The sequence below is a fragment of the Nostoc sp. NMS2 genome (assembly GCF_017115105.1).
GTDB lineage: Bacteria > Cyanobacteriota > Cyanobacteriia > Cyanobacteriales > Nostocaceae > Nostoc.
Window position 1 is genome coordinate 46,230 of sequence record NZ_JABXKH010000054.1, and the last position, 21,925, is coordinate 68,154.

Sequence of the window (21,925 nt, forward strand, 5' to 3'; positions counted from 1 at the left end):
TACATACTTTGTATAGCTTTACAAAAGCAGCAACTTGCGTGACGATAAGAAAGAAATTAATAGTAAAAAATAGTTCACTGTTACTGTCAATAATTGTGTGAAAACTCTGTAGTGACAAGGCTTCAGTCAGTTTGAGTTGAGCTTATAACCTTAAACCTTAGCTTGAAGTAAAAAAATGGCAACGCTACATACCCCATACTTCCAAGTAAATTCCTTAATTTCCACACATTACACACGCAGCCTGGTCTTTATCGACATGGCAGTGGAAGGCTATCAGAGTTTAGTCAAAGGTGTTATCTCCAACACTGAGGTGTTCGTAATCGATCCAACACAGAACGGTGTTGAGCAAATTACGGAGGTTTTGGCAACTCGCGCTAACCAAAATCTTAATAGCGTCCATATTGTTTGCCACGGTCTTCCCGGTAGCTTGCAACTGGGTAACACCCGCTTGGGACTTGATACCCTAGACGAATATAGTCAGCAACTACAACAGTGGCAGAAAATATTTACCGCCTCGTCAAAAACCGTTGGGTTATCGGTTGAAGAAGAAGAAAAGGGGCAGAGAGCAGGGAGCCGGGGGCAGGGTGAAGTTCTTCCCCTTGTCCCCCTGCCTCTTCGTTGAATCTGCTACAGAATCTCCAGTTAAATTACTCATCTATGGTTGTAACGTAGCTGACGGTGATGCAGGGGAAGAATTTATTGCTAAACTGCACCAACTTACAGGAGCAAATATTGCCGCTTCCCGTCAGCGTACAGGCAATGCAGCATTAGGCGGCAATTGGGATCTGGAAGTCCGCACTGCTGATATGGAAGTAACTCTAGCGTTTGCAGAAACGACGCGAGAAGCTTACGCAGGAGTACTGGCAACCTTTACGGTAAATAGTACCAAGGATGCAGATGATGGCAATCCGAATAATGATGTCACTACCTTACGCGAGGCTATTAACTTAGCGAATGCTACTGTTGGGGATGATGCGATCGCCTTTGGGGGAGTGTTTACTGATACCACGCCAGATGTAATAACCCTCACCTCTGGAAAACTGACCATTACCGATGATGTTACCATCCTGGGAACTGGAGCATCTAAACTTACTGTCAGTGGGAATAATACTTCCAGAGTATTCGAGATATCGGGACTAGCAACAGGTGTTAGTATTGGTGGTTTGGCGATCGCTAGCGGCGGTATTCAAGTCAATTTAAATTCCATTCTCAGCCTGACGGGAAGCAGTATTACTGGCAATACAGAGGAAAGCGGCATCTCTAATAACGGCATCCTCAGTCTAACGGAAAGTAGTGTCTTTGGTAACACAAAAGGCGGAATCTATAACGGTGGCATCCTCAGCCTTAAAGGAAGTCGTGTCTTTGGAAATACGGGTGACTTCGGCGGTGGCATTTATAACGACGCTTCCACTGCAAACGTCGGTATTCTCAGCCTAACGGCAAGTACTGTCTCTGGCAATACGGCAAACTACGGTGGCGGCATCTACAATAAAGGCGGTACTCTCAACCTAACGGCAAGTACTGTCTCTGGCAATACGGCAAACTATAACGGTGGCGGCATCGTTAACGGAGATGATGGTGGCTATGTTGGTGGTTCAACTACTCTAACTAACAGCACCATCTCTGGTAATACAGCCAATGACGAAGGCGGTGGCATCTTTGATTCGGGCAGCTACGGCAATAACGGCAACCTGACTCTGATCAACACCACAATTACTAACAACATAGCTGACTCAGATAGCAATGGTGTTGGCAATGGTGGGGGTGTTGCCAAGTATAGGTTTAGTTCTATGAAGATTAGTAACACCATCATTGCAGGCAACTTTGACAAGTCCCCTTCCGGTGATATACAACCTGACGTGTCCGGTAGTGTCACTGACTTTGGCAATAACTTGATTGGCGATACTACTGGTAGTACTGACTTTACCACCAGCATTCTTGTTGGCACAACCACCACCCCCATTGACCCAAAACTCGGTTCACTGCAAAATAACAGTGGTGCAACCTTTACTCACGCCTTGCTTGCAGATAGCCCCGCCATTAATGCTGGCAATAATTCCCTAGTTCCTCCTGGTGTAACTACCGATCAAAGAGGCTCTGGATTTGATCGGATATCCAGCGTTGCAGTTGATATTGGTTCTTATGAAGTCCAGCCTACTATTATAATTACGCCACCTGATAATCCTAATCCCCTTGCCCCCACCATCAGCATCATCGCCACTGATAACACTGCTGATGAAAACAGTGGTGAGACTGGTACTTACCGCATTAGCCGCAGTAACAGCAGTGGGGCATTAACAGTCAATTTCTCTGCCAACGGCAATGCGAGTATCGCAGACTACAACCTAAGCGTGGGTGGCAAGCTTGTCAACGGCAACAGTATCGTGATTGCTGATGGGCAAAACTATGTAGATATCACCCTGACACCTGTCAATGATATTCAGGCAGAAGCGGCAGAAAAACTTACCCTTAGCTTGGCAGCAGATTCAGCTTACCAAATCGATAATGTGGATTATACCGCTACAGTAGCGATCGCAGCCAATGATTTAGTCGTGACTAATACCAACGATTCTGGAGATGGGTCGTTGCGGCAAGCTATCCTCAATGCTAATGCTACTGCTGGAGCAGATATTATTACTTTTGCAGGAGTTTTTGGTGATACAACTCCAGATATCATCACCCTCACCACCGGCAAACTAACAATTACCGATGATATTAGCCTTCTGGGGACTGGGGCAGCAAACCTCACCGTGAGTGGAAATAATGCCTTTGGCGTGTTTGAGATATCAGGAACAGGGACAGATGCGAACATTGATGGCTTGAAGATTGCTAATGCTAATGATGCCTTTGGCGGTATTTTGCTTAATAACAATACTAGCCTTAACTTGACAGAAAGCACTGTCTCTGATAATAGCGGGGCGGTAGGCGGCATCTTTAACAAAGGCACTCTCAGCCTGACAGGAAGCACTGTCTCTAATAACAGTGGGTCATCCTTAGGCGGAGGCATATTTAACAAAGGCAATCTCAGCCTCGTTAACAGCATTGTCTCTAATAATAGTGCATCTGGCAGCTACTCCTCTGCCGCCGGTGGAGGCATATTTAACACAGGTACTATCAGCATAACGGGAAGCACTGTCTCTAATAATGGGGCTTACGCCAGTGGTCTTAATCGTTATCAACCTGACCCTTACCCCTCTTACGGTGGCGGCATCTTTAACTCTGGCAGTGTCAGCTTGACTAATAGCACTATCTCTGGTAACGGGTCACTCTCTGGAGGTGGTATCTATAGCGGAGGCATCCTTAACATTACTAACAGTACTGTCTCTGGCAATAGGGCAAGCGGAGGGGAAGGTGGCGGCATCTCTAGCTCAGGCATCCTCAATCTGAATAGCACCACGATTACCAATAACACCGCAGAATACCTTTACGACTGGGGAAGTGGCACTGGTGGAGGTGTTTCTGCTGGTGGTACTGTCAACGTTGCGAATACCATCATTGCAGGCAACTTCAACGACAGGGATGTCTACGGCGGCGATATCAATCCCGACGTTTCCGGCGACTTCACCGACACCGGCAACAACCTGATTGGCGACAACACAGGCAGCACTGGTTTTACCACCAGTACCCTTGTTGGTACTAGCGTCAACCCCATTGACCCCAAACTTAGCCCCCTGCAAAATAACGGTGGTACAACCTTTACTAATGCCTTACTTGAAGATAGTCCCGCCATTAACGCTGGTAATAATGCTCTGATTCCAACAGGTATCACCACCGACCAGCGCGGCGCTGGATTTGACAGAATATCTGAGGGTACAGTTGATATTGGTGCCTTAGAGTTCAACGGGCTAAATGGAACCAATGGCGCTGATAATCTAGTGGGCAAAAGCTATGGTGACATAATTGACGCTAAAGCCGCAAACGATACCATCACAGGTAATCAAGGCAACGACATCCTCACTGGTGGCGGGGGCAAAGATAAATTTGTTTACAATTTAGGTGACGGTGTTGATACCATCACCGATTTCGGTGGGTTAGGTAAAGGCTCAAATCCATCAGCAGCAGTTATTGGCGAATTGGATACCCTGAAATTCCAAGGTGCTGGATTGACTGCTCGAAATCTCCTACTCACCCAGAATGGTAACAATCTGGAAATCACCTTTGAAGGAGCGGCTGATAACAAAGTTATCCTACAAAACTTTGCCTTAGAGAACCTAGACAACATATCAAAACTGGGCAATATCCTATTTGATGGGCAAAGCAGCATTCGTGACAGCTTTGATGTCTTTAATGCTAACTCCACCCAAAGCACCATCTTCAACAAAAACACAGTCACCTTTCTCAATGACCTAAGCTACAATGTCAATGGCTTTGACAACTCTGCGGATGTTATTAATGGTCAAGGTGGTGATGACCGTATCGATGGCAAGAGTGGCAACGACTTACTACGCGGTGGTATAGGTGACGATACCCTGATTGGTGGTGCTGGCGATGATACCCTTGTTGGTGGTGCAGGTAACGATACCTTGACTGGCGGTAGCGGCAATGACCAGTTCATCTGCCAAACCTATAGCTATATCGGTGATACAATCACTGACTTTAATCAGAACGAGGATAAGTTAGTCTTGACTGACCTGTTTAAGAGTCTGGGTTACAACGGCAGCAATCCGATGAAAGATGGCTACCTACAGTTTGTGCAATCAGATACCTCTACACTAGTTCAAGTCTTTGAGTATTCTCATTTTGACACCTTCGCTACTTTGGATAATTTCACCGCGACAAATCTGGTAGTTGGTAGTAACGTCCTCATCTAGCAATCAGAGTTCGACTGAGCGCTCACGCCGAAGTCCACCAGTCGCCAGAATTAAATTCTAAATTCTGGCGACTGGCGCTTTTATTCTGGGTATTTTGCCAGACATCATAAATTACGACTCAATCAACACAAGTTTACGAACTTGAGAATTGTTTCCCTGAGAGCGGCGTGATGAGGCAGCACTTAGCAAAAACTTCCACGACTGAAGAGAAAGTATAGAAAAATCTATCATTGACAGAAAACTCTTGAGATTTTTTTGCTTCACTGCTACTAAAATCCAATGAAGTTTCAAGTAATTTTTTATATCTTGAAATCCGGGAATCTTTGAGCGATGTTGCTCATTTACCAAAGCGTAAATTTTTTCTTTCATCAAAATATTTGTCGCCAACCGCCGAGACAAAGAAAACTTTTGATTATACGCACCCGGCCAAATAGTCCGGTAAGCTAGACACTGGTTGAAGAAAATAGCATCGCCAAACTGAGCAATCCGAATCCACGAATCGATGTCATCACAGTTAGCATCAAGTGTGGAATCCCAACCACCAGTTTGTAGAAAAGCATCACGTCGGCAAGCTACTTGTACAGGTGTGCCAAAGGGTACAAGCTCTAAAAGCATACCGTAGTGAATATCAGCTTGGGGGATATAAAAAGCTAAACCAGGGCCAACTTGCGGGGTACGAGAGAGTTCAACTTCATTGCCATCCACCTGAGCCGCCACACAAGAGCAGATTACAGCATCGGGACGAAGTGCGATCGCCTTTGCCATCTCTTCTATGCAGTTAGGCGCTAAATAGTCGTCATCATCTAAAAACTTAATCCAGTCGCCGCTAGCTTTGGCAACTCCAGCATTTACCGTTGCTGCATGGCCAAGGTTCACTTCATTCCGATGGTAAACAACCTTATCCCCTAAGCTTTTGAGATATGTTTGGGTATCATCAGAAGAACAGTCATCGGCAACAACCACCTCACACTCAATTGTTTGGTTCCGAGCCGACTCAATTGCTCTTTGCAACAAGTTCAAGCGATTATAAGTACTGATGACGACGCTAAATTTCATAAATTTCCACCTGTGGTACAGCATTTTGCAATATAGCTTCGATCTACGGAGTCTTGTCTCAGTAAAATTATCAATCTCCAATAAGTAGAAGTAGACTGAAATAGGATTATCGATTTATGATTGATGATCGTGAGTTTTTTTTAAGTAGACAGAAAGACTATGAGCGCTCAAGAGATTATCCGCTCCATTGAAGCGGAACAGCTAAAATCAAATTTGCCCGACATTTATGTGGGCGACACCGTAAAAGTCGGAGTGAAAATTAAAGAAGGCGAAAAATACCGGGTACAACCCTACGAGGGAGTAGTGATTGCCAAACGCAATGGTGGCATCAACGAAACTATTACAGTCCGTAAGGTTTTTCAAGGTGTAGGCGTTGAGCGCGTATTTCTGTTGCATTCTCCCCGGATTGACAGCATTAAGGTATTACGTCGCGGTAAAGTCCGCCGTGCTAAACTGTATTATCTCCGCGATCGCGTAGGTAAAGCAACCCGGATTAAGCAACGGTTTGACCGCCCTTTGTGATTCGTGTTTCTTTCATTATGGGAGAAATCTCAAGCGGCATCTGCCGCTAACTTGTTTTCTCAACGAAATTGAAGTATGATAGAAATCGCGTGTTGCGTTAAACTAAAATTTAGTTCAGCGCAATAAGTGAAAAACAGCTTGTGCGCTCTTAGTTCAGTTGGTAGAACGCAGGTCTCCAAAACCTGATGTCGGGGGTTCAAGTCCTCCAGGGCGCGCTCAAGAGCAAAAAATAAAGCCCGAAATAATTACGCAGTTGCTATATTAGCAGTTAGCGATAATAATTTCGGGTAAAATTATTGTATTTGCAGTAGTTTTGCTTTCAGTTAAGTAAAATAGAGTCGAAACTGCAAAACTGGATGACCGAATTTTAGATTTTAGATTTTGGATTTTAGATTCAGAAAAAATCTAAAATCAACAAACCAAAATCTAAAATTGAGTGCCTTTGCCTTAAGGCATGGGATAAATTCAAAATCTAAAATTGAGTAAGAAACGGGGGGTAAAGGGTCGTGGCCAAAAAAAATGAAGCAGAATTGCCAGAAAATACAAATGGGTTTAGCTTAGGCAACTTCATACAGGGAACCAAAGAAGAACTTGACAAAGTAGTTTGGCCCAGTCGGAAACAGATAGTGAGCGAATCCGCCGCTGTATTGTTAATGGTGGCACTCTCCGCATCTTTGATATACTTGGTCGATGGATTGTTTGGTTGGGCAGCAAAACAGGTGTTCTGATGACTTTTGCAACAGACGAACCTCGCAACTCCACGTTGCAGTCGGAGGAAACAGGAGAAACAGCAGAAGCAGCGTCAAAAGAAGCACGCTGGTATGCGGTGCAAGTAGCTTCAGGCTGTGAAAAGCGTGTAAAGACTAACTTGGAGCAACGCATTCAAACTTTTGATGTGGCTGACAAAATTATCCAGGTAGAAATTCCGCAAACGCCGGCGGTGAAAATCCGCAAAGATGGCAGTCGCCAGCATACAGAAGAAAAAGTTTTTCCTGGCTATGTGCTGGTGCGGATGATGATGGATGATGATACCTGGCAGGTGGTACGAAACACCTCTCATGTAATTAACTTTGTCGGTTCAGAACAAAAACGTGGTAGCAGCAAGGGTCGCGGTCATGTCCACCCCATACCACTAAGTTCTTCGGAAGTTGAACGTATATTCAAACAAACCAGTGAACAAGAAGCTGTTGTCAAAATTGACATGGCTACTGGTGATAAGATAATGGTGCTTTCTGGCCCATTTAAAGACTTTGAAGGCGAGGTAATTGAAGTCTCTCCAGAACGGAGTAAACTTAAAGCCTTACTCTCAATTTTCGGCAGGGATACACCAGTAGAATTGGAATTTAATCAGGTAGAGAAACAGAGTTAAATACAAATGGCGAAGAAAGTAGTGGCGGTCATTAAACTGGCCCTGAATGCTGGAAAAGCCAACCCAGCACCGCCAGTGGGGCCCGCCTTGGGTCAACATGGCGTTAACATCATGATGTTCTGCAAGGAGTACAACGCCAAAACAGCAGACCAAGCTGGAATGGTGATACCTGTAGAAATTTCGGTTTTTGAAGACCGGAGTTTTACATTTGTACTCAAAACGCCACCAGCATCAGTGCTGATTCGGAAGGCGGCGAAAGTTGAAAAAGGCTCGAATGAACCCAACAAAAAGAAAGTTGGGTCAATTACTCAAGCCCAATTGCAAGAAATAGCCCAAACGAAACTCCCCGACCTCAATGCCAACGACATCGACGCGGCAATGAAGATTGTGGCAGGAACGGCTAAGAATATGGGTATAACAGTCAAAGACTAGTCATTGGTCATTCGTAAAAAAATAGAAAATGACAAATGACAAAAGACAGATGACAAAGGACTCATAAAAAAATTATCGGGGGAGAGGCGAGGCTTCGGAATTACCCCAGGAGAAAAAAATGGCAAAAATATCGCGTCGTTTGCAGACGCTGCAAGCAAAAGTAGAAGATAAGGATTATCATCCTTTAGAAGCTTTAGCCCTTCTCAAAGACACAGCAACAGCTAAATTTGTTGAAGCTGCGGAAGCGCATATCAGGTTGGGAATTGACCCCAAATATACAGACCAACAGTTGCGGACAACAGTAGCACTGCCTAAAGGTACAGGGCAAATCGTTCGGGTGGCGGTGATAGCCAGAGGCGAAAAGGTAAACGAAGCCAGCAACGCTGGGGCTGATATAGTCGGATCAGAAGAACTGATTGACGAAATCCAGAAAGGTAGAATGGATTTTGACAAGCTGATTGCCACACCAGATGTGATGCCACAGGTGGCAAAGCTGGGTAAGTTACTTGGTCCACGTGGTTTGATGCCATCGCCCAAAGGTGGAACCGTAACATTTGATATAGGAAGTGCGATCGCAGAATTCAAAGCTGGTAAACTAGAATTCCGAGCTGACAGAACTGGTATTGTTCATGTTATGTTTGGTAAGACAACCTTCTCGCCTGAAGATTTGTTAATCAACCTGAAGGCATTGCAGGAGACGATTGACCGTAACCGTCCTTCAGGAGCTAAAGGTCGTTATTGGCGCACATTTTATGTGTCAGCCACAATGGGGCCATCGATTAAAATTGATGTCACCGCCCTACGAGATTTAAAACTGAGCGAAGTAGGTTAATTTTTGGTCATTAGTCATTAGTCATTTGTAAAGGCAAAGGACAAATGACTAATGACAAAACACAAATGACAAAATCAAATAGGCAAAGCCGGAGACAGCAGGTGCTAATAGCTTAAATATCCTGCCGAGGTTAAAACTTCTAATTGTCAAAATTACCACCCCTAAAGGCGTGATAACTATGGCATCATGAGTCTTAATACTCGACCCCGGCTAAATAAATTAGCTGGGGTTTGTTATTTGGGGTTCAGGTTTAGAAGAAACGTACAAGTAGGGTAATCACCGATTATTTTAAGGAGGTGAGATTGGAATGGGTAGAACACTAGAAAATAAAAAAGAAATAGTAGCTGACCTCAAAGAAACTTTGAGTCAGTCAACTCTGGCACTGGTAATTGACTATCAGGGGCTAACAGTTTCGGAAATCACAGATTTACGGCGGCGGCTGCGTCCGAGTGGCACTGTTTGTAAGGTGACAAAGAACACCCTGATGGGCATTGCCATTAAAGATGATGAAAAATGGCAGCCTTTGTCGGAATTGCTCAATGGTTCTTCCGCCTTTTTGCTGGTAAAAGAAGATTTTTCATCAGCAATTAAGGCATACCAAGAATTCCAAAAAGTCAGCAAGAAGACAGAACTTCGTGGTGGTGTCCTGGAAGGTCGCCTACTCAAAGAACCTGATGTCAAGGTACTGGGAGACTTGCCATCTAAGGAACAACTCATCGCGCAAATTGCTGGGGCTATCAACGCCTTGGCTACCAAGATTGCTGTGGGTATCAACGAAGTTCCTGGTTCACTGGCTCGTGCTTTGCAGGCTGTGTCCGACCAAGAACCAAGTGGTGGTAGCACCGAAACCTCTGCTGTCCAAGATAGCAGTAGCGAAACTACTGAAGCTGATAGCAGTACTGAAACTGCTGCTGAATAGACTTCATGGTTTATCAGTCAACAGTCAACAGTCAAAAGCTAATGACCAATGACAAATAAATAATCAAAATTACAGGAGTTATATCAATGTCTGCTGCAACCGATCAAATTTTAGAACAACTAAAAACCCTTTCTTTGCTAGAAGCTTCTGAGTTAGTCAAGCAAATTGAAGAAGCTTTTGGCGTAAGTGCTGCTGCACCTGTTGGCGGCATGATGATGATGGCTGGCCCTGGTGGTGCTGCTGCTACTGAGGAAGTTGTTGAGCAAACTGAGTTTGAAGTGATTCTCGATTCAGTCCCAGCTGATAAGAAGATTGCCGTGCTGAAGATTGTCCGAGAATTGACCGGTTTGGGTCTGAAAGAAGCGAAAGACTTGGTAGAAGCTGCGCCCAAGGCAGTTAAAGAAGGTATTGCTAAGGATGCTGCTGAAGATGCTAAGAAGCGCATTGAAGAAGCTGGCGGTAAGGTGACTATCAAGTAGTCACAATTCGATTACCAATTTTTATATTAAGGAGTCTGAGTCAGGCTCCTTTTTTTATCGAGCAGAATTCAGGAGTCAGAATGAATTCTAACCAAAAAAGCCTTAAAACTGTGCCAAGTGGACAAGATAATGTTAACTTAGCGTCGAAGAAAGCTTCTACGGCTTGCTGAAATGTTGTGCCGTCATGATTGCTAGGATTAATCCTAGCTTTCTCCTCGTTCCAAACGAAGGTGACACCATTAAGCATGAAAAATACATCCATACCTAATAGTCTAGGCAAGATGTATTTACGTTGTCAATACAGTTTTTTGTAAATTTCCAAGTGATTTTAGTGACAGAATTACTTGGTAATCTATGTATCCATTATCTGCTCAACCTGCTCAATTGGAATCCTCTGCCCTTAGTAAATCTGGTTAAACCCTTCCCGTATAGCTGCAATAACAACTTAAACCTGTGTCAAGTAAACAACAACAAAATATCAACTTACTAGCCTAACTACGCGATCGCTTCAAATTCAAGGATGGTAATAAATTTCTACTCAAAAAAGGGTTAAGGATGTAAAACAACAATAATTTACACCCAAACTCCTAAGTCCTAAATTTTATGCTTCTTCTGAATTTTCACTCTTACGTCCTGGGGATGCTTCGTAAAGTGCATCAAGATGTTGACGTGCATCTTCAACGTTAATGGAACGCATTACCAAAAGCGGCTCTTTAATTAAGTTCCCCGCGCTATCTAATAACTCTGGATGGGGTACAAACTGTTTTTTTGATGAATAATAACCGTATTTACCTTGATTATTCATTGGCGAGGAATTCGTTGGGTAAGTTCGCTCCCGATCAAAACTGAACATTATCAGGTTACGAATTAAGTTGCCAACAGCCATAAATGCAAGGATTGTAAAAGCCAGAATGTAAAGCAGGTGTAACATTGGATTTTCCTCCAGAACAGCAATTTTTAAAACTTTATTTTGTAACGCTTTGTTTCGCCGATACTGTAACTCACAGTTGAGACGACTATCTGACGCATTTTTTATGCGCTTACATTTAAATGAAGCTATTTGTCAACCGTTATTCCACTTACGGTAGCATAGGATACATTATTTTGTTAATCCAAGTAATGTTAAGAAATTATTAAGCTTTTTGTACTATCTGGTTTGATGACTGATTTAGCTTCTTGTCGTTAGACATTGCTAAATAGCCTGCGGAAATTTAACAGATGCTCCCATCTATTTAGACTTCACGCTCTTGACGAAAGCGCATTGCGACATTCCAGCATTCTGTTACTAATTGATGCCAAGGCATTAACGTTGCCATATCAATCCCGACTTGTTTATCGGTAGCAGCAAATAACATCTTTGCCGTACTTAGTTCTTCTTGCGCTTGTTTAACACGTAAGAGCAAGTCAGATTGTTCTTGGTCACTCATAAATGATAGCTGCTCAGTTTCGAGTAAATGGCGCGATCGCGTAAACCAATGCTGAAAATCTTCTAGGAGTGGTTCTAAAACCGTTTTCAGCAACTCAGTCCCTGGTAAATTTGAGTCTGACATAAATAAGAAGGATATTTCCAACTTTCTTACTAATATTAACGTTATTTACGTTTCTTAATATTATTTTTATTATAATCTCATAATTTCGGAAAATGCCAAAAAATGTAACAAATAGCACAGATTTTATTATATAGTTTTGCCAGTGGGTCTGTACAGTTCCTTTGGAGAGGTGTATATAAACCTCATCTAAGTTGAGAACCGTAGTTTTCGCCCTCACCCTAAATCCCTCTCCCAGATCTGGGAGAGGGACTTTGAAATTCTAGCTCCCCGAATCCCAGATATGGGGGATAGGTTGGGGGATGAGAGCAAATCCTTTTTATTAGAGAAGAACTACAGATTTCAAGATAGACGTGGTTTATATATTGGATGGGGAGGTAGCTGACACCGAGTTGCAATTCATAAGATAATTTAGCGATGTCTACGACGGGCTACGCCTACGCCTGGAATCCTGAATTTAATACTCAGCTAACCGATCAAAAATTTATCTTTATCCCCGGCGAAAAATTAATTCGGTAGTTGAAAGATAAAGCTGAACTGGCAAAAACCAAAGTCGCTATAGTTGAATAAGCCTACAGATTCAGATAAATCACCTTTTGTAATCACTTCGCCAACGGTTCAGCAGCCAATGTCGCCAAATTCATCAAATAAGTCACAACAGTCAGAACAAGTTGAAAAAATCTATTTACCACGTACCAGCGAATCGGAAAACTTAAAAAAGATTCGCCACACTGCTTCCCATGTCATGGCAATGGCAGTACAAAAGCTGTTTCCCAAGGCGCAAGTTACAATCGGCCCTTGGATTGAAAACGGTTTTTACTATGACTTCGATAATCCAGAACCATTTAGCGAAAACGATCTCAAAGCTATCAAGAAAGAGATGGCGAAGATTATCAATCGCAAATTGCCAGTAATTCGGGAAGAAGTCAGCCGCGAAGAAGCCGCACGCCGGATTCAGGAAATTAAGGAACCTTACAAGCTAGAAATTTTGGGAGATATCAAACAGGAACCAATCACGATTTACCACCTGGGGGATGAATGGTGGGATTTGTGCGCCGGGCCTCACCTGGAAAATATCAGTGAATTAAACCCGAAAGCAATTGAACTAGAAAGTGTTGCGGGTGCTTATTGGCGTGGGGATGAAACTAAAGCCCAGTTACAGCGCATCTATGCCACCGCTTGGGAAAGTCCAGAACAACTGGCTGAATATAAGCGGCGCAAAGAAGAAGCGCTACGGCGAGATCACCGGAAACTTGGGAAAGAACTGGGATTATTTATATTTTCCGATTTAGTAGGGCCGGGTTTACCTTTGTGGACACCAAAGGGTACTCTGTTACGGAGTACTTTAGAAGACTTCCTCAAACAAGAACAGGTAAAACGGGGTTATTTATCTGTAGTAACACCTCACATTGCCAGAGTAGATTTATTTAAAACCTCTGGACATTGGCAGAAATATAAAGAAGATATGTTCCCCTTAATGGCAGATGATGCGGAAGCTGCTGCACAGGAACAGGGCTTTGTTATGAAGCCGATGAACTGCCCCTTCCACATCCAAATATATAAGAGTGAGTTACGCTCTTATCGGGAACTACCAATGCGCTTGGCGGAATTTGGTACTGTTTACCGCTACGAACAATCAGGGGAATTGGGCGGTTTAACGCGGGTGCGCGGTTTTACTGTGGATGATTCTCACCTGTTCGTCACTCCAGAACAGCTAGATAGTGAATTCCTCAGTGTGGTGGATTTGATTTTGTCGGTGTTCAATAAGCTGCAACTGAAGAACTTTAAAGCTAGACTCAGTTTCCGCGATCCTGCTAGTGATAAGTACATTGGTAATGATGAAGTTTGGGACAAAGCCGAAGGTGCAATTCGCCGGGCAGTTGAAACCTTGGGGATGGAACACTTTGAAGGGATTGGAGAAGCGGCTTTTTATGGCCCCAAACTTGACTTTATCTTTAGTGATGCTCTAGATCGGGAGTGGCAACTAGGAACTGTGCAGGTAGATTACAATTTGCCAGAACGTTTTGAGTTGGAATACGTCGCCGAAGATGGTGTTCGCAAACGTCCAGTGATGATTCACCGTGCGCCTTTTGGTTCACTGGAAAGGTTGATTGGGATCTTAATTGAAGAATATGCAGGGGATTTCCCTTTGTGGTTAGCGCCAGTGCAAGCTAGATTACTCCCAGTGGGTGATACACAGCTAGACTTTGCTAAAGATGTGGTAGCGAAGATGAGAGCGTTAGGCATCCGTGCAGAAGTTGATACCAGTGGCGATCGCTTGGGTAAACAAATTCGCAATGCAGAGAAAGAAAAGATACCCGTGATGGCTGTGGTGGGAGCGAAAGAAGTGGAAACCAACACCTTGAGTATCCGTACCCGCGCCTCTGGGGAATTAGGAGTTATCCCTGTTGATGAGGTGGTGGAAAAGATGAAGGATGCGATCGCTAAGTTCGAGAATTTTTAAAATCGGTTTTGCTGAATCGAGGTATGAATCTGGATGTAGAGACGTTGCATTGCAACGTCTCTACAAGAATTTTGAAATTACGCAAAATTATTTTTCATACCGCAATTAGCAACACGCTAAAATCTAACCGCAGACGCACACTAATTGTAATTGGTGTGCGTTTTGTCTAGTAGATCAGACCATTCGATAGCTGGTAGGTTTTGGTAAGGGTGCGATCATAACGTATTTAATATCAAATACTCGTTAACGGAGTTCAGAGGTGGATTCATCCAGTTCAAATACTCGTTAACGGAGTTCAAAGGTGGATTTATCCAGTTCAAATACTCGTTGACTGAGTTCAGAGGTGGATTCATCCGGTTCAAATACTCATTTTAATTTTAACTTTTCATGGGATTTGGAAGGTCAAAAAGTATCACACACAACAAAAGTTTTCTCAATCACTGCACCCAAGAAAACTTTCTGATTTATTCAAGACTGATAGCATAGATTTAAAGACTTGTGGAATCTGCTCATCCTAAACAGACTGGACTTGCATAAATTAATGTCAATAATTTTTGACTAACATTATGAACCGCTTTACCTCTATTTTGCTGGCTGGCTTGATAGCATCTGCATCAGCTTTGGCTATTTCTCCAAAAGCTGAGGCTAATACACCAGCGTCTTATGTTGCTGAGTCTGATAGCTACGGCTATCAACACAACAATGATGGTAACTACGAACGTCATAGTCGTCACTACAGAAATGGTGATTATGACCGCCAGAACGAGCTTCGCAACATTCGTGACAACGATCGCCGTTATGACCGCGATAATAATCGCCGTTATGACCGCGATAATAATCGCCGTTATGAACGCGATAATAACCGCCGATATGACCGCGACAATCATCGCCGTTATGAACGCGATAATAACCGCCGTTATGAACGCGATAATAACCGCCGCTATGACCGCGACAATAACCTTCGTAACATTCGTGATAATAACTTTCGCTATGAGCGCGATCGCGACTGGGGACGTGGTTAATCCTTCCGCCTATCTATTAAGTTAAAAGGGCGGTTAGAAACCGCGTCTACACAAACAAAACCCACTTCCGTGGGTTCCAGATAAGGGTTGAAGCAAATTCCTAATGTGCTACTTCCTGGCGAGTTGAACTGAATCAACTCGCCGCATTAAAGCTCTATTAACTTGAAGCCCCAAGGTTTGAGAGCCGCTAGGGCTAGTTCTGGATCTACACCTTCATAAGCCTCCCATTCCAACGGATGCTCTTTTGGATGTCCGTCGCCGACATTACCTGCAACTTTGATGATCGGACAGTTGGCGATGCGATCGCGCTCCAGCCCTTTAGGAATTGCTAGTTGGATTTTGTGCCCGACAAACTTCGCTGTACTTTCTTCAGCGATAGATTCACGGATTAAACAAATATCACCAGCAGTCCCCCAAGTTGTTTGGTAGATGTGGAGGAATGATATATAGGTTGCTGGTTTGATGGATCTTTTTAGAACATGCATTATCTGTAATCCTTACACTATGAATCAAAAATCATAAATCATATAAGTATTTTCTATCACGTTCGTAGGGAAGAATGTTCTTAACTCACATTTTGCACCTAGCCCAGGCGATTAGAAACCGCCTGGGGGAATATGGTGGTTTTCAGTTGAGTCTAATAAAGACCTAACCCCCAACCCCTTCCCTACCTCTCCCTAACCCTCTCCTACGAGGAGAGGGAAGCGGAAAAACTTTTGTTGCTGGAAGGGGAGTAAGATTCAAAGCCGTACAAACGATCGCTCGCTAAAACACGATAATCGCCCACATACTAGCTCCCAAAGCGATCGCTGCTAAGTGTTGCTGTATGAGTGTACGCACTGGTTGCTTGGCAATCTTTTGCGTTAATAACATAGTCATCAACACTGATAAAATTATCGTTGCACCTTGCAAAAAGGCAATCACAGCCGGGTGAGCAACCAATATTGGCAATTGTTCGCCACCCAAACCAAAAGTAGCAAAGGTAACAGGTAAAATCCGCCCACCTTCGCCTAAGCCCAAACGCAGATAATGAGCCAAGTTCCCACCCAATACCAATGGTAAATAGCCATAAGCAAGTTCTACAAATGATTTTGGCTTCCGGTTAAAATTCAACAATTTCAGCAAGCCATAAGCCCCAAAGGTAAATATTGCTGGGATAATTAACACTAGCAGTGATAATCCCAAGTGCAGCCAAAACTGAGCTAAATCCAGTTGTAACCCCAACCAAGATTGCAATTCTGGCAAGCGATGCAGATATATTCCACCCAACAGCAAAAACAATAATGCTACTTCATAAGTGCGGGGTACATGAGTTGTCCACAGTTCAATTCCAGGGGGACGCAAGTTGAATTCGACGGAACGATGGGGACAGGCTTTAAGGCAAGTCATGCACAGTACGCAATCTCTGTTATCTTCTAACTGCGCTGGGTGGGAGTATAAAGGACATCCGTTCGTTTCCATACCTTCGCCCTTTTGTGGCCCACCCTTATAGCACTGATATGTGGTACAACTGGCAGAACATATCCCTTGCTGGGCGCGAAGTTCCGTCATTGAGAGTTTGGCAAATAAACCATTCATCCCACCAATGGGGCACAGATACCGACACCAAAATCGCCGTTCAAAAATGGCGGAGAAAATCATTGCCCCTGCGGTAATTAACAGCAACAAACAAGCGCTGAGGTAAGCGGTATTTTCTAAATGCCAGAGTTCTTCCCATAAGAAAATTAGGGTGAATAAACCAAACATGAACCATCCGCCCCATTTCTCAGCTTGCTGTCTTGGCCAGCGTTTGAGTTGTCGCGGCCAGAGCCAGAGAGATAACTTTTGGGTAATTTCGCCGTAAATCATGAAGGGACAAACAGAACACCAGATGCGTCCCAAAAAGGGAAAGAGAAATAAGAAGAAAGGCCACCACCAAGCCCAAAATAGATTTAATACAAAATTGCGATCGCGGGTTTGTGGCCCAATAAATAATACTGCAACGATGATTGCAAAAGCCGTTGCAGTAAAACCATAGTTAATGCGATCGGGCCACCAAGGACTACGTAAAAATCGCCGCAAACTAGGATAGGCATTTAACAGATTTACTCGAAATCGTTTTTTCTTCGTTTCGGCTGGCCAGAAAATTTCTTCTGTTAATTCATTAGCACCCTCTGCTTGCACGATCGCTCTTTCTACCAGATTTTTCAATTCCTTGAGGTTCCCAGGAAAATCATAAGACTGGAGGCGACGTAAAGCTTCTGGGGTAATGTGCGGTTTCGGAACGCCTCTAGAGCGTGTATAAAGACTGGTATAATATTCGACTTGTGTCTGAATATCAGCTTTCCGCACCCGTAGCGGTGGTACTTTAATAATGTGACCAATACAGCGTTCAATTGTTGACTGAGTTTTTTCGGAAACAATCAGAATTCTGGCTTTACTGGGACGAGGTTCGGGTGCTGTCTCTCCAGAACGAGTCACGGGGGTGTATGTGCCAGTTTTAAGCAACTGCGTCACGGAAGGTAATAATTCTTCGGGCAATTCTTGGATGTTGTTGAGAACTAAAGTACCTTCTCCTAACCATTCCAGCAGTCCTGGTTTACCGCCAGCGCGACCAAATAAGTCTGCACCGCTAGTTTGCAGAATACCGCAATTGACTTTAATTATTGGCTCTCGCCGTTTTGGAGAACCAAAGTGGATAAGTGCTGCTATATTGTCTTTTTCTAACCCTGGTTCTCCGAAAATATCCACTGATTTGCGGTCAGATGCTGCTTCTCGAATTTGCTCCCGCAACCGCACAGCATAGCGACTTGTACCCACAATTCCTCGTTGCGCTTTGGTAACTAAATATGGTCGCAAAGCTACAGAACGTTCTTGTTCATAACTAAGTGCAGATGTTACCTGAGCTAATTCTTGAACCAATTGGCGGGAAAAAGCCTGAGCAATTTCGGGATATTGGGTAACTAAAGCGCGAAATTTAGCAGCAGGTATAACCCACAAATGACATTCGGTTACGGTAGTAATTGTCAATGGAGTTAATTCTTCCAACAGCAACTCTTTGAGGTGAATCACTGCACCAGGGAGGAATCCACAAGCTAAGGCTGGATTAGTTTCATTGGTGGTATTGCTTTCGAGTTGACCTTCTACGAGAATATAAAGGGCTTCTGGAGGAGTGCCTTCGCTAACTAAGTCAGTTTCGGCACTCACTACTTGTTCTTCAATTACTTGTGCGATCGCATTTAACACTTCAGGCGAGAGAATTCCTAAAGTGGTGCGTTCTTGTAGCCATATAACCGTTTCTGGAGATGTCATCTTAAGTTCTCCGTGTAGGCTGCTGTATAACCAGAATTATCCCTGAAAGGGTATGTCAAAATATCTGTGTTCATTTATTACACATTAGACCAACCGTTTTATTTTCAAGGCAGGTTTAATGTGTAATGTTTTTTCTTGCTATTAAGCTAAAAACTTTTGTATTACACTCGTATTAAGCGTAAACTAAATTTGATGCAAATTTAGTGACGCGGACTAAATTTTGTGACTAGGAGGTTTCATGTTGAATATCAGTAAGGGTATTAATTCCCTTTCAAACTTTAAGCGTAACACCACAGAATTTATGGAGCAGCTACGGGAGACTGGACAACCGATAGTGCTGACTATTAACGGTAAAGCTGAACTTGTTGTGCAGGATGTCGAGTCGTACCAGAAACTCCTAGAGCTTGTTGAAAGGCTTGAGACTATTGATGCAGTTAAGATGGCACTCGAAGAGATGAAAGCAGGAAAAGGAGAGCCTGCTGATCAGGTATTTCAGGAGATAATGAAATCGCTGGATGAGGAATGAAGTACCGAGTCATTCAGGACGAAACCGTTGTAGTGCTTCGTGTGCTTCACAACGCAAGAGATATAAATACAGAGTTATAGCGAGAGCATTAAGAGGAAAAATTATGGCACTATATTTAGACTCAGCGATCGCATCTGAAGCCGAAGTTGTTAAGCTTTGGGGATGGGTGAAAGGCATTACAACCAATCCCACGCTGTTGTCTCAAAGCGATACGCCACCAGAAACCACGCTCAAAAATTTGGTTGCCTTGACGAATGGCCCGTTATACTATCAACTTGTGGCATCTGATAAAGCTGGAATGCTAGCTGAAGGTAGAAAAGCTTTTGAAATTATTGGTTCACAAACAATTTTAAAGATTCCCGCAACACCGTTAGGTTTTGAAGTGGTAGCGAATCTATCACCAGAAATTACCTGTTCGGTGACAGCAATTTACAGTGCAGCACAAGCAGCAGTAGCACGGGAGGCGGGAGCGAAAATTGCTATAGCTTATGTAAATCGGGCTACGCGGTTGTTAGGTGATGGTATTGCCTTAGTGCGGGATATGGCTAGCGTCCTCAAAGGCAGTGATACTGAAATCTTGGCAGCTAGTATCAAATCTCCCGAAGAAGCAGCCGCCTCATTGCAAGCCGGGGCGGATCATTTGACTTTACCATTGGTAATGTTGCAGGCGATCGCAACTCATGAATTTTCACAGAAAACTGTTGAAGAATTCGCTAAAGGAGGCATTGGCTTAAGATAATTCGTAATTCGTAATTCGTAATTCGTAATTAAATATGAGTTTGTCAGATATTCCTAATCTCTGGGTTCCTCTAGCGCTTTTAGGTTTAATTATTGTCGCTGCTGTATTTTTTAGCCGCAGCAATTAATATCCAAAGCATTACAGTTGAGGTGGAGGTATCAGTTCTATGTTTGCTGTTGTCACACCCGATACAATCCATTTGCCCCCAGGTGCGGTAGTACGCCTACTCGGAAGTTGGCAAGATTATCAAGCATTGAGTGAACAACTAGGCGATCGCTCTTCGCCTCGTATCAAGTATCGAGATGGAGAAATTCTCTTGATGGCATCACTACCAGAACATGGGCGTAAAGTAAGTGTAATTGCAGATGTAGTCAAAGTTTTGCTCGATCATCTGGAACGAGAATACGAGGCATTTACCCCAATCACAATGGAACTACCACAGGAAAGTGGTATAGAACCAGACTACTGTTTTTATATTGAAAACTGGCAGGCAATCGCAGGTAAAAACCGCATCAATTGGGGCAGGGTAAGCGCATCTCAAACCCTATTGACACGGTAGTTTTGGGGTTCACCCAAAGCACAAATAAGTTCAAAATTACTACACTGAGCCAAGGGGTGGGATTGACATTTTCGTCTTTATGTGGTTAAAAAACATAAAAAGCTATTTGACCCATGTTTTTTCAATCATTTACGACAATTCGTCCTATTTTGAATGAAAAATTGATATTCAGATAAAGTTTTAAGCTTTTTGTCTGTATCAAGAGCTACAAAATTAGATGCGCTTACCCTGTCAATTGGGGCGTTGCTCCATCACCCGATTTGGTGGTGGAGATAGACATCACCAGCTACACCGATGTGAATGACTACCTGCCTTATCGAGTACCAGAAGTTTGGTTGTTCAGGAAGAACCAGCTTGTAATTTACAGATTGCAAGGCGATCGCTACACTGTTGAAAGCAGTAGCCGTTATTTCCCTAATATCAATGTGTCAGAGGTAGTCACAGAGTGTTTAAAAATTGCCTCCGAGCGTAATACTAGCGCCGCAATTCGGGAATTGCGACGGAAATTGACGAGTGAGAATTAAATATTTTGCGTTGGCATAGCCCGCCGTTCGCGTAGCGTTCCGCAGGAAAGGCATCGCCAACGCTGCAACGTGAGGAGAAATGGCTGCCAAAGACCTATTCCATGATGCTGTTAAACAAGCACTTTTAAAAGAGCAGTGGGTGATTACAGCAGATCCGCTAAAAATCAGGATTGAGCGTGTAAAATTTGAGATTGACTTAGCGGCAGAAAAAGTCCTTGCAGCTGATAAGGCGGGGCGAAAAATTGCAGTTGAAATCAAAAGCTTTCTTAATAGTTCTGTCATCACTGACTTTCACTCCGCACTCGGGCAGTTTTTGAACTATCGCCTTGCATTACAGATGAGTGAACCAGATAGAACATTATATTTAGCAGTTCCAGTCGATATCTTTGACTCATTCTTTCAAGAGCGATTCACTCAAGAGGCTATCAAGCTTTATCAAGTGAAGTTGGTGAGCTATGATCCACTTCAGGAGGTGATTGTCGAATGGAAAGAGTAGAACAGTACCGTCAAAGCATCCGCCAAGTATTAACGTCTCACGCTACTTTTGAGAGTGACAATTCAGATATTGAGTCTCAGCTTATGTTTGATACAGAGCATGACCACTACCAGCTTTTAGAAGTTGGCTGGGAAGGACTTAAGCGAGTTTATAACTGTATCATTCATTTGGACATTAAAGATGGGAAGATTTGGATTCAGCGCAATATGACTGATGTAGATATAGCACAGGAATTCGTAGCAATTGGTGTGCCAAAGGAGGATATTATTCTAGGTTTACATCGGGAGCATCTCACCTTTGCAAAAATATCAGCTAGTAAGCTGACCATTGAGATAAG

General features: G+C 43.5%; 22 protein-coding genes, 1 tRNA gene, 1 pseudogene and 1 other annotated feature. Of the genes and pseudogenes, 18 read left to right on the forward strand and 6 right to left on the reverse strand.

Features of this window, described 5'->3' with window-relative positions:
- The first annotated feature begins 175 nt into the window (after nt 1–175).
- Together HWQ36_RS10185 and HWQ36_RS10190 are read left to right on the forward strand one after the other, a co-directional pair.
- Nucleotides 176–622: a DUF4347 domain-containing protein gene (locus HWQ36_RS10185; protein ID WP_292701492.1), complete on the forward strand. Its 447-nt coding sequence runs from the start codon at nt 176–178 to the stop codon at nt 620–622.
- Complete coding sequence (locus HWQ36_RS10190) at nt 600–4,811, forward strand: choice-of-anchor Q domain-containing protein (RefSeq protein ID WP_292701495.1); 4,212 nt, start codon at nt 600–602, stop codon at nt 4,809–4,811. Before HWQ36_RS10185 ends, HWQ36_RS10190 begins: the two co-directional genes overlap by 23 nt.
- 111 nt (nt 4,812–4,922) lie before the next feature.
- On the opposite strand, the gene HWQ36_RS10195 is transcribed toward HWQ36_RS10190, so the two are convergent.
- Nucleotides 4,923–5,867, reverse strand: a complete 945-nt coding sequence (locus tag HWQ36_RS10195; protein ID WP_292701497.1) for a glycosyltransferase family 2 protein — start codon at nt 5,865–5,867, stop codon at nt 4,923–4,925.
- 159 nt (nt 5,868–6,026) lie between these two features.
- Here HWQ36_RS10195 and rplS point away from each other — a divergent pair, with 159 nt between their 5' ends.
- The 8 genes from rplS (at nt 6,027) to rplL (ending at nt 10,420) form a co-directional block, all read left to right on the forward strand.
- The gene (gene rplS / locus HWQ36_RS10200) at nt 6,027–6,389 is read left to right on the forward strand and encodes a 50S ribosomal protein L19 (RefSeq protein WP_012412089.1); all 363 of its coding nucleotides are present in this window, start codon (nt 6,027–6,029) and stop codon (nt 6,387–6,389) included.
- 142 nt (nt 6,390–6,531) lie between these two features.
- Nucleotides 6,532–6,604 (forward strand) — tRNA-Trp (locus tag HWQ36_RS10205).
- A gap of 291 nt (nt 6,605–6,895) precedes the next feature.
- Nucleotides 6,896–7,117 (forward strand): preprotein translocase subunit SecE, encoded by a 222-nt coding sequence (gene secE / locus HWQ36_RS10210; protein ID WP_292701502.1) that lies wholly within the window; start codon nt 6,896–6,898, stop codon nt 7,115–7,117.
- Nucleotides 7,117–7,758 carry a transcription termination/antitermination protein NusG gene (nusG, locus tag HWQ36_RS10215; protein WP_012412091.1) on the forward strand — a complete coding sequence of 214 codons (642 nt, stop codon included), beginning with the start codon at nt 7,117–7,119 and terminating at the stop codon, nt 7,756–7,758. Before secE ends, nusG begins: the two co-directional genes overlap by 1 nt.
- A 6-nt stretch (nt 7,759–7,764) precedes the next feature.
- Nucleotides 7,765–8,190 carry a 50S ribosomal protein L11 gene (gene rplK / locus HWQ36_RS10220; protein ID WP_292701508.1) on the forward strand — a complete coding sequence of 142 codons (426 nt, stop codon included), beginning with the start codon at nt 7,765–7,767 and terminating at the stop codon, nt 8,188–8,190.
- A gap of 118 nt (nt 8,191–8,308) precedes the next feature.
- Complete coding sequence (rplA, locus tag HWQ36_RS10225; RefSeq protein ID WP_292701510.1) at nt 8,309–9,022, forward strand: 50S ribosomal protein L1; 714 nt, start codon at nt 8,309–8,311, stop codon at nt 9,020–9,022.
- Between the two features lie 70 nt (nt 9,023–9,092).
- Nucleotides 9,093–9,266: a sequence feature (ribosomal protein L10 leader region), on the forward strand.
- A gap of 63 nt (nt 9,267–9,329) precedes the next feature.
- Nucleotides 9,330–9,941, forward strand: coding sequence for a 50S ribosomal protein L10 (gene rplJ / locus HWQ36_RS10230; RefSeq protein ID WP_292701513.1), 612 nt, complete (start codon nt 9,330–9,332; stop codon nt 9,939–9,941).
- Nucleotides 9,942–10,027: 86 nt separating this feature from the next.
- Nucleotides 10,028–10,420: a 50S ribosomal protein L7/L12 gene (rplL, locus tag HWQ36_RS10235; RefSeq protein WP_292701517.1), complete on the forward strand. Its 393-nt coding sequence runs from the start codon at nt 10,028–10,030 to the stop codon at nt 10,418–10,420.
- A gap of 40 nt (nt 10,421–10,460) precedes the next feature.
- Here the strand turns inward: rplL and HWQ36_RS10240 are convergent, their stop codons facing one another.
- The 3 genes from HWQ36_RS10240 to HWQ36_RS10250 form a co-directional block, all read right to left on the reverse strand.
- Nucleotides 10,461–10,700: a hypothetical protein gene (locus HWQ36_RS10240; protein WP_292701520.1), complete on the reverse strand. Its 240-nt coding sequence runs from the start codon at nt 10,698–10,700 to the stop codon at nt 10,461–10,463.
- Between the two features lie 321 nt (nt 10,701–11,021).
- Nucleotides 11,022–11,351 (reverse strand): DUF2973 domain-containing protein, encoded by a 330-nt coding sequence (locus HWQ36_RS10245; protein ID WP_292701523.1) that lies wholly within the window; start codon nt 11,349–11,351, stop codon nt 11,022–11,024.
- A 301-nt stretch (nt 11,352–11,652) separates the two neighbouring features.
- A complete protein-coding gene (locus HWQ36_RS10250) occupies nt 11,653–11,970 on the reverse strand; it encodes a DUF2605 domain-containing protein (RefSeq protein WP_012412097.1) in 318 nt (105 codons plus the stop codon).
- 625 nt (nt 11,971–12,595) lie between these two features.
- On the opposite strand from HWQ36_RS10250, the gene thrS reads away from it, so the two are divergent.
- Together thrS and HWQ36_RS10260 are read left to right on the forward strand one after the other, a co-directional pair.
- Nucleotides 12,596–14,431 (forward strand): threonine--tRNA ligase, encoded by a 1,836-nt coding sequence (thrS, locus tag HWQ36_RS10255; RefSeq protein ID WP_292701550.1) that lies wholly within the window; start codon nt 12,596–12,598, stop codon nt 14,429–14,431.
- A gap of 566 nt (nt 14,432–14,997) precedes the next feature.
- The gene (locus HWQ36_RS10260; RefSeq protein WP_292701526.1) at nt 14,998–15,453 is read left to right on the forward strand and encodes a hypothetical protein; all 456 of its coding nucleotides are present in this window, start codon (nt 14,998–15,000) and stop codon (nt 15,451–15,453) included.
- A 146-nt stretch (nt 15,454–15,599) separates the two neighbouring features.
- Here the strand turns inward: HWQ36_RS10260 and HWQ36_RS10265 are convergent, their stop codons facing one another.
- The gene (locus HWQ36_RS10265; RefSeq protein WP_292701529.1) at nt 15,600–15,938 is read right to left on the reverse strand and encodes a hypothetical protein; all 339 of its coding nucleotides are present in this window, start codon (nt 15,936–15,938) and stop codon (nt 15,600–15,602) included.
- 280 nt (nt 15,939–16,218) lie between these two features.
- Entirely contained in the window at nt 16,219–18,744 is a 2,526-nt protein-coding gene (locus HWQ36_RS10270; protein ID WP_292701532.1) for a sigma 54-interacting transcriptional regulator, read from the reverse strand.
- Between the two features lie 238 nt (nt 18,745–18,982).
- On the opposite strand from HWQ36_RS10270, the gene HWQ36_RS10275 reads away from it, so the two are divergent.
- The 6 genes and pseudogenes from HWQ36_RS10275 to HWQ36_RS10300 form a co-directional block, all read left to right on the forward strand.
- Nucleotides 18,983–19,270 (forward strand): type II toxin-antitoxin system Phd/YefM family antitoxin, encoded by a 288-nt coding sequence (locus HWQ36_RS10275; protein WP_292701535.1) that lies wholly within the window; start codon nt 18,983–18,985, stop codon nt 19,268–19,270.
- Between the two features lie 103 nt (nt 19,271–19,373).
- Nucleotides 19,374–20,009 (forward strand): transaldolase family protein, encoded by a 636-nt coding sequence (locus HWQ36_RS10280; RefSeq protein ID WP_292701538.1) that lies wholly within the window; start codon nt 19,374–19,376, stop codon nt 20,007–20,009.
- Nucleotides 20,010–20,175: 166 nt separating this feature from the next.
- Nucleotides 20,176–20,529, forward strand: a pseudogene (locus tag HWQ36_RS10285) (Uma2 family endonuclease); the annotation flags it as partial.
- A 251-nt stretch (nt 20,530–20,780) separates the two neighbouring features.
- On the forward strand, nt 20,781–21,092 hold the full coding sequence (locus tag HWQ36_RS10290; protein WP_292701553.1) for a Uma2 family endonuclease: 312 nt from the start codon (nt 20,781–20,783) through the stop codon (nt 21,090–21,092).
- Nucleotides 21,093–21,171: 79 nt separating this feature from the next.
- Complete coding sequence (locus tag HWQ36_RS10295) at nt 21,172–21,588, forward strand: XisH family protein (RefSeq protein WP_292701540.1); 417 nt, start codon at nt 21,172–21,174, stop codon at nt 21,586–21,588.
- Nucleotides 21,576–21,925, forward strand: a 350-nt coding sequence (locus tag HWQ36_RS10300; RefSeq protein ID WP_292701543.1) for a XisI protein, incomplete at its 3' end; no start/stop codon positions are given. The genes HWQ36_RS10295 and HWQ36_RS10300, both read left to right, overlap by 13 nt.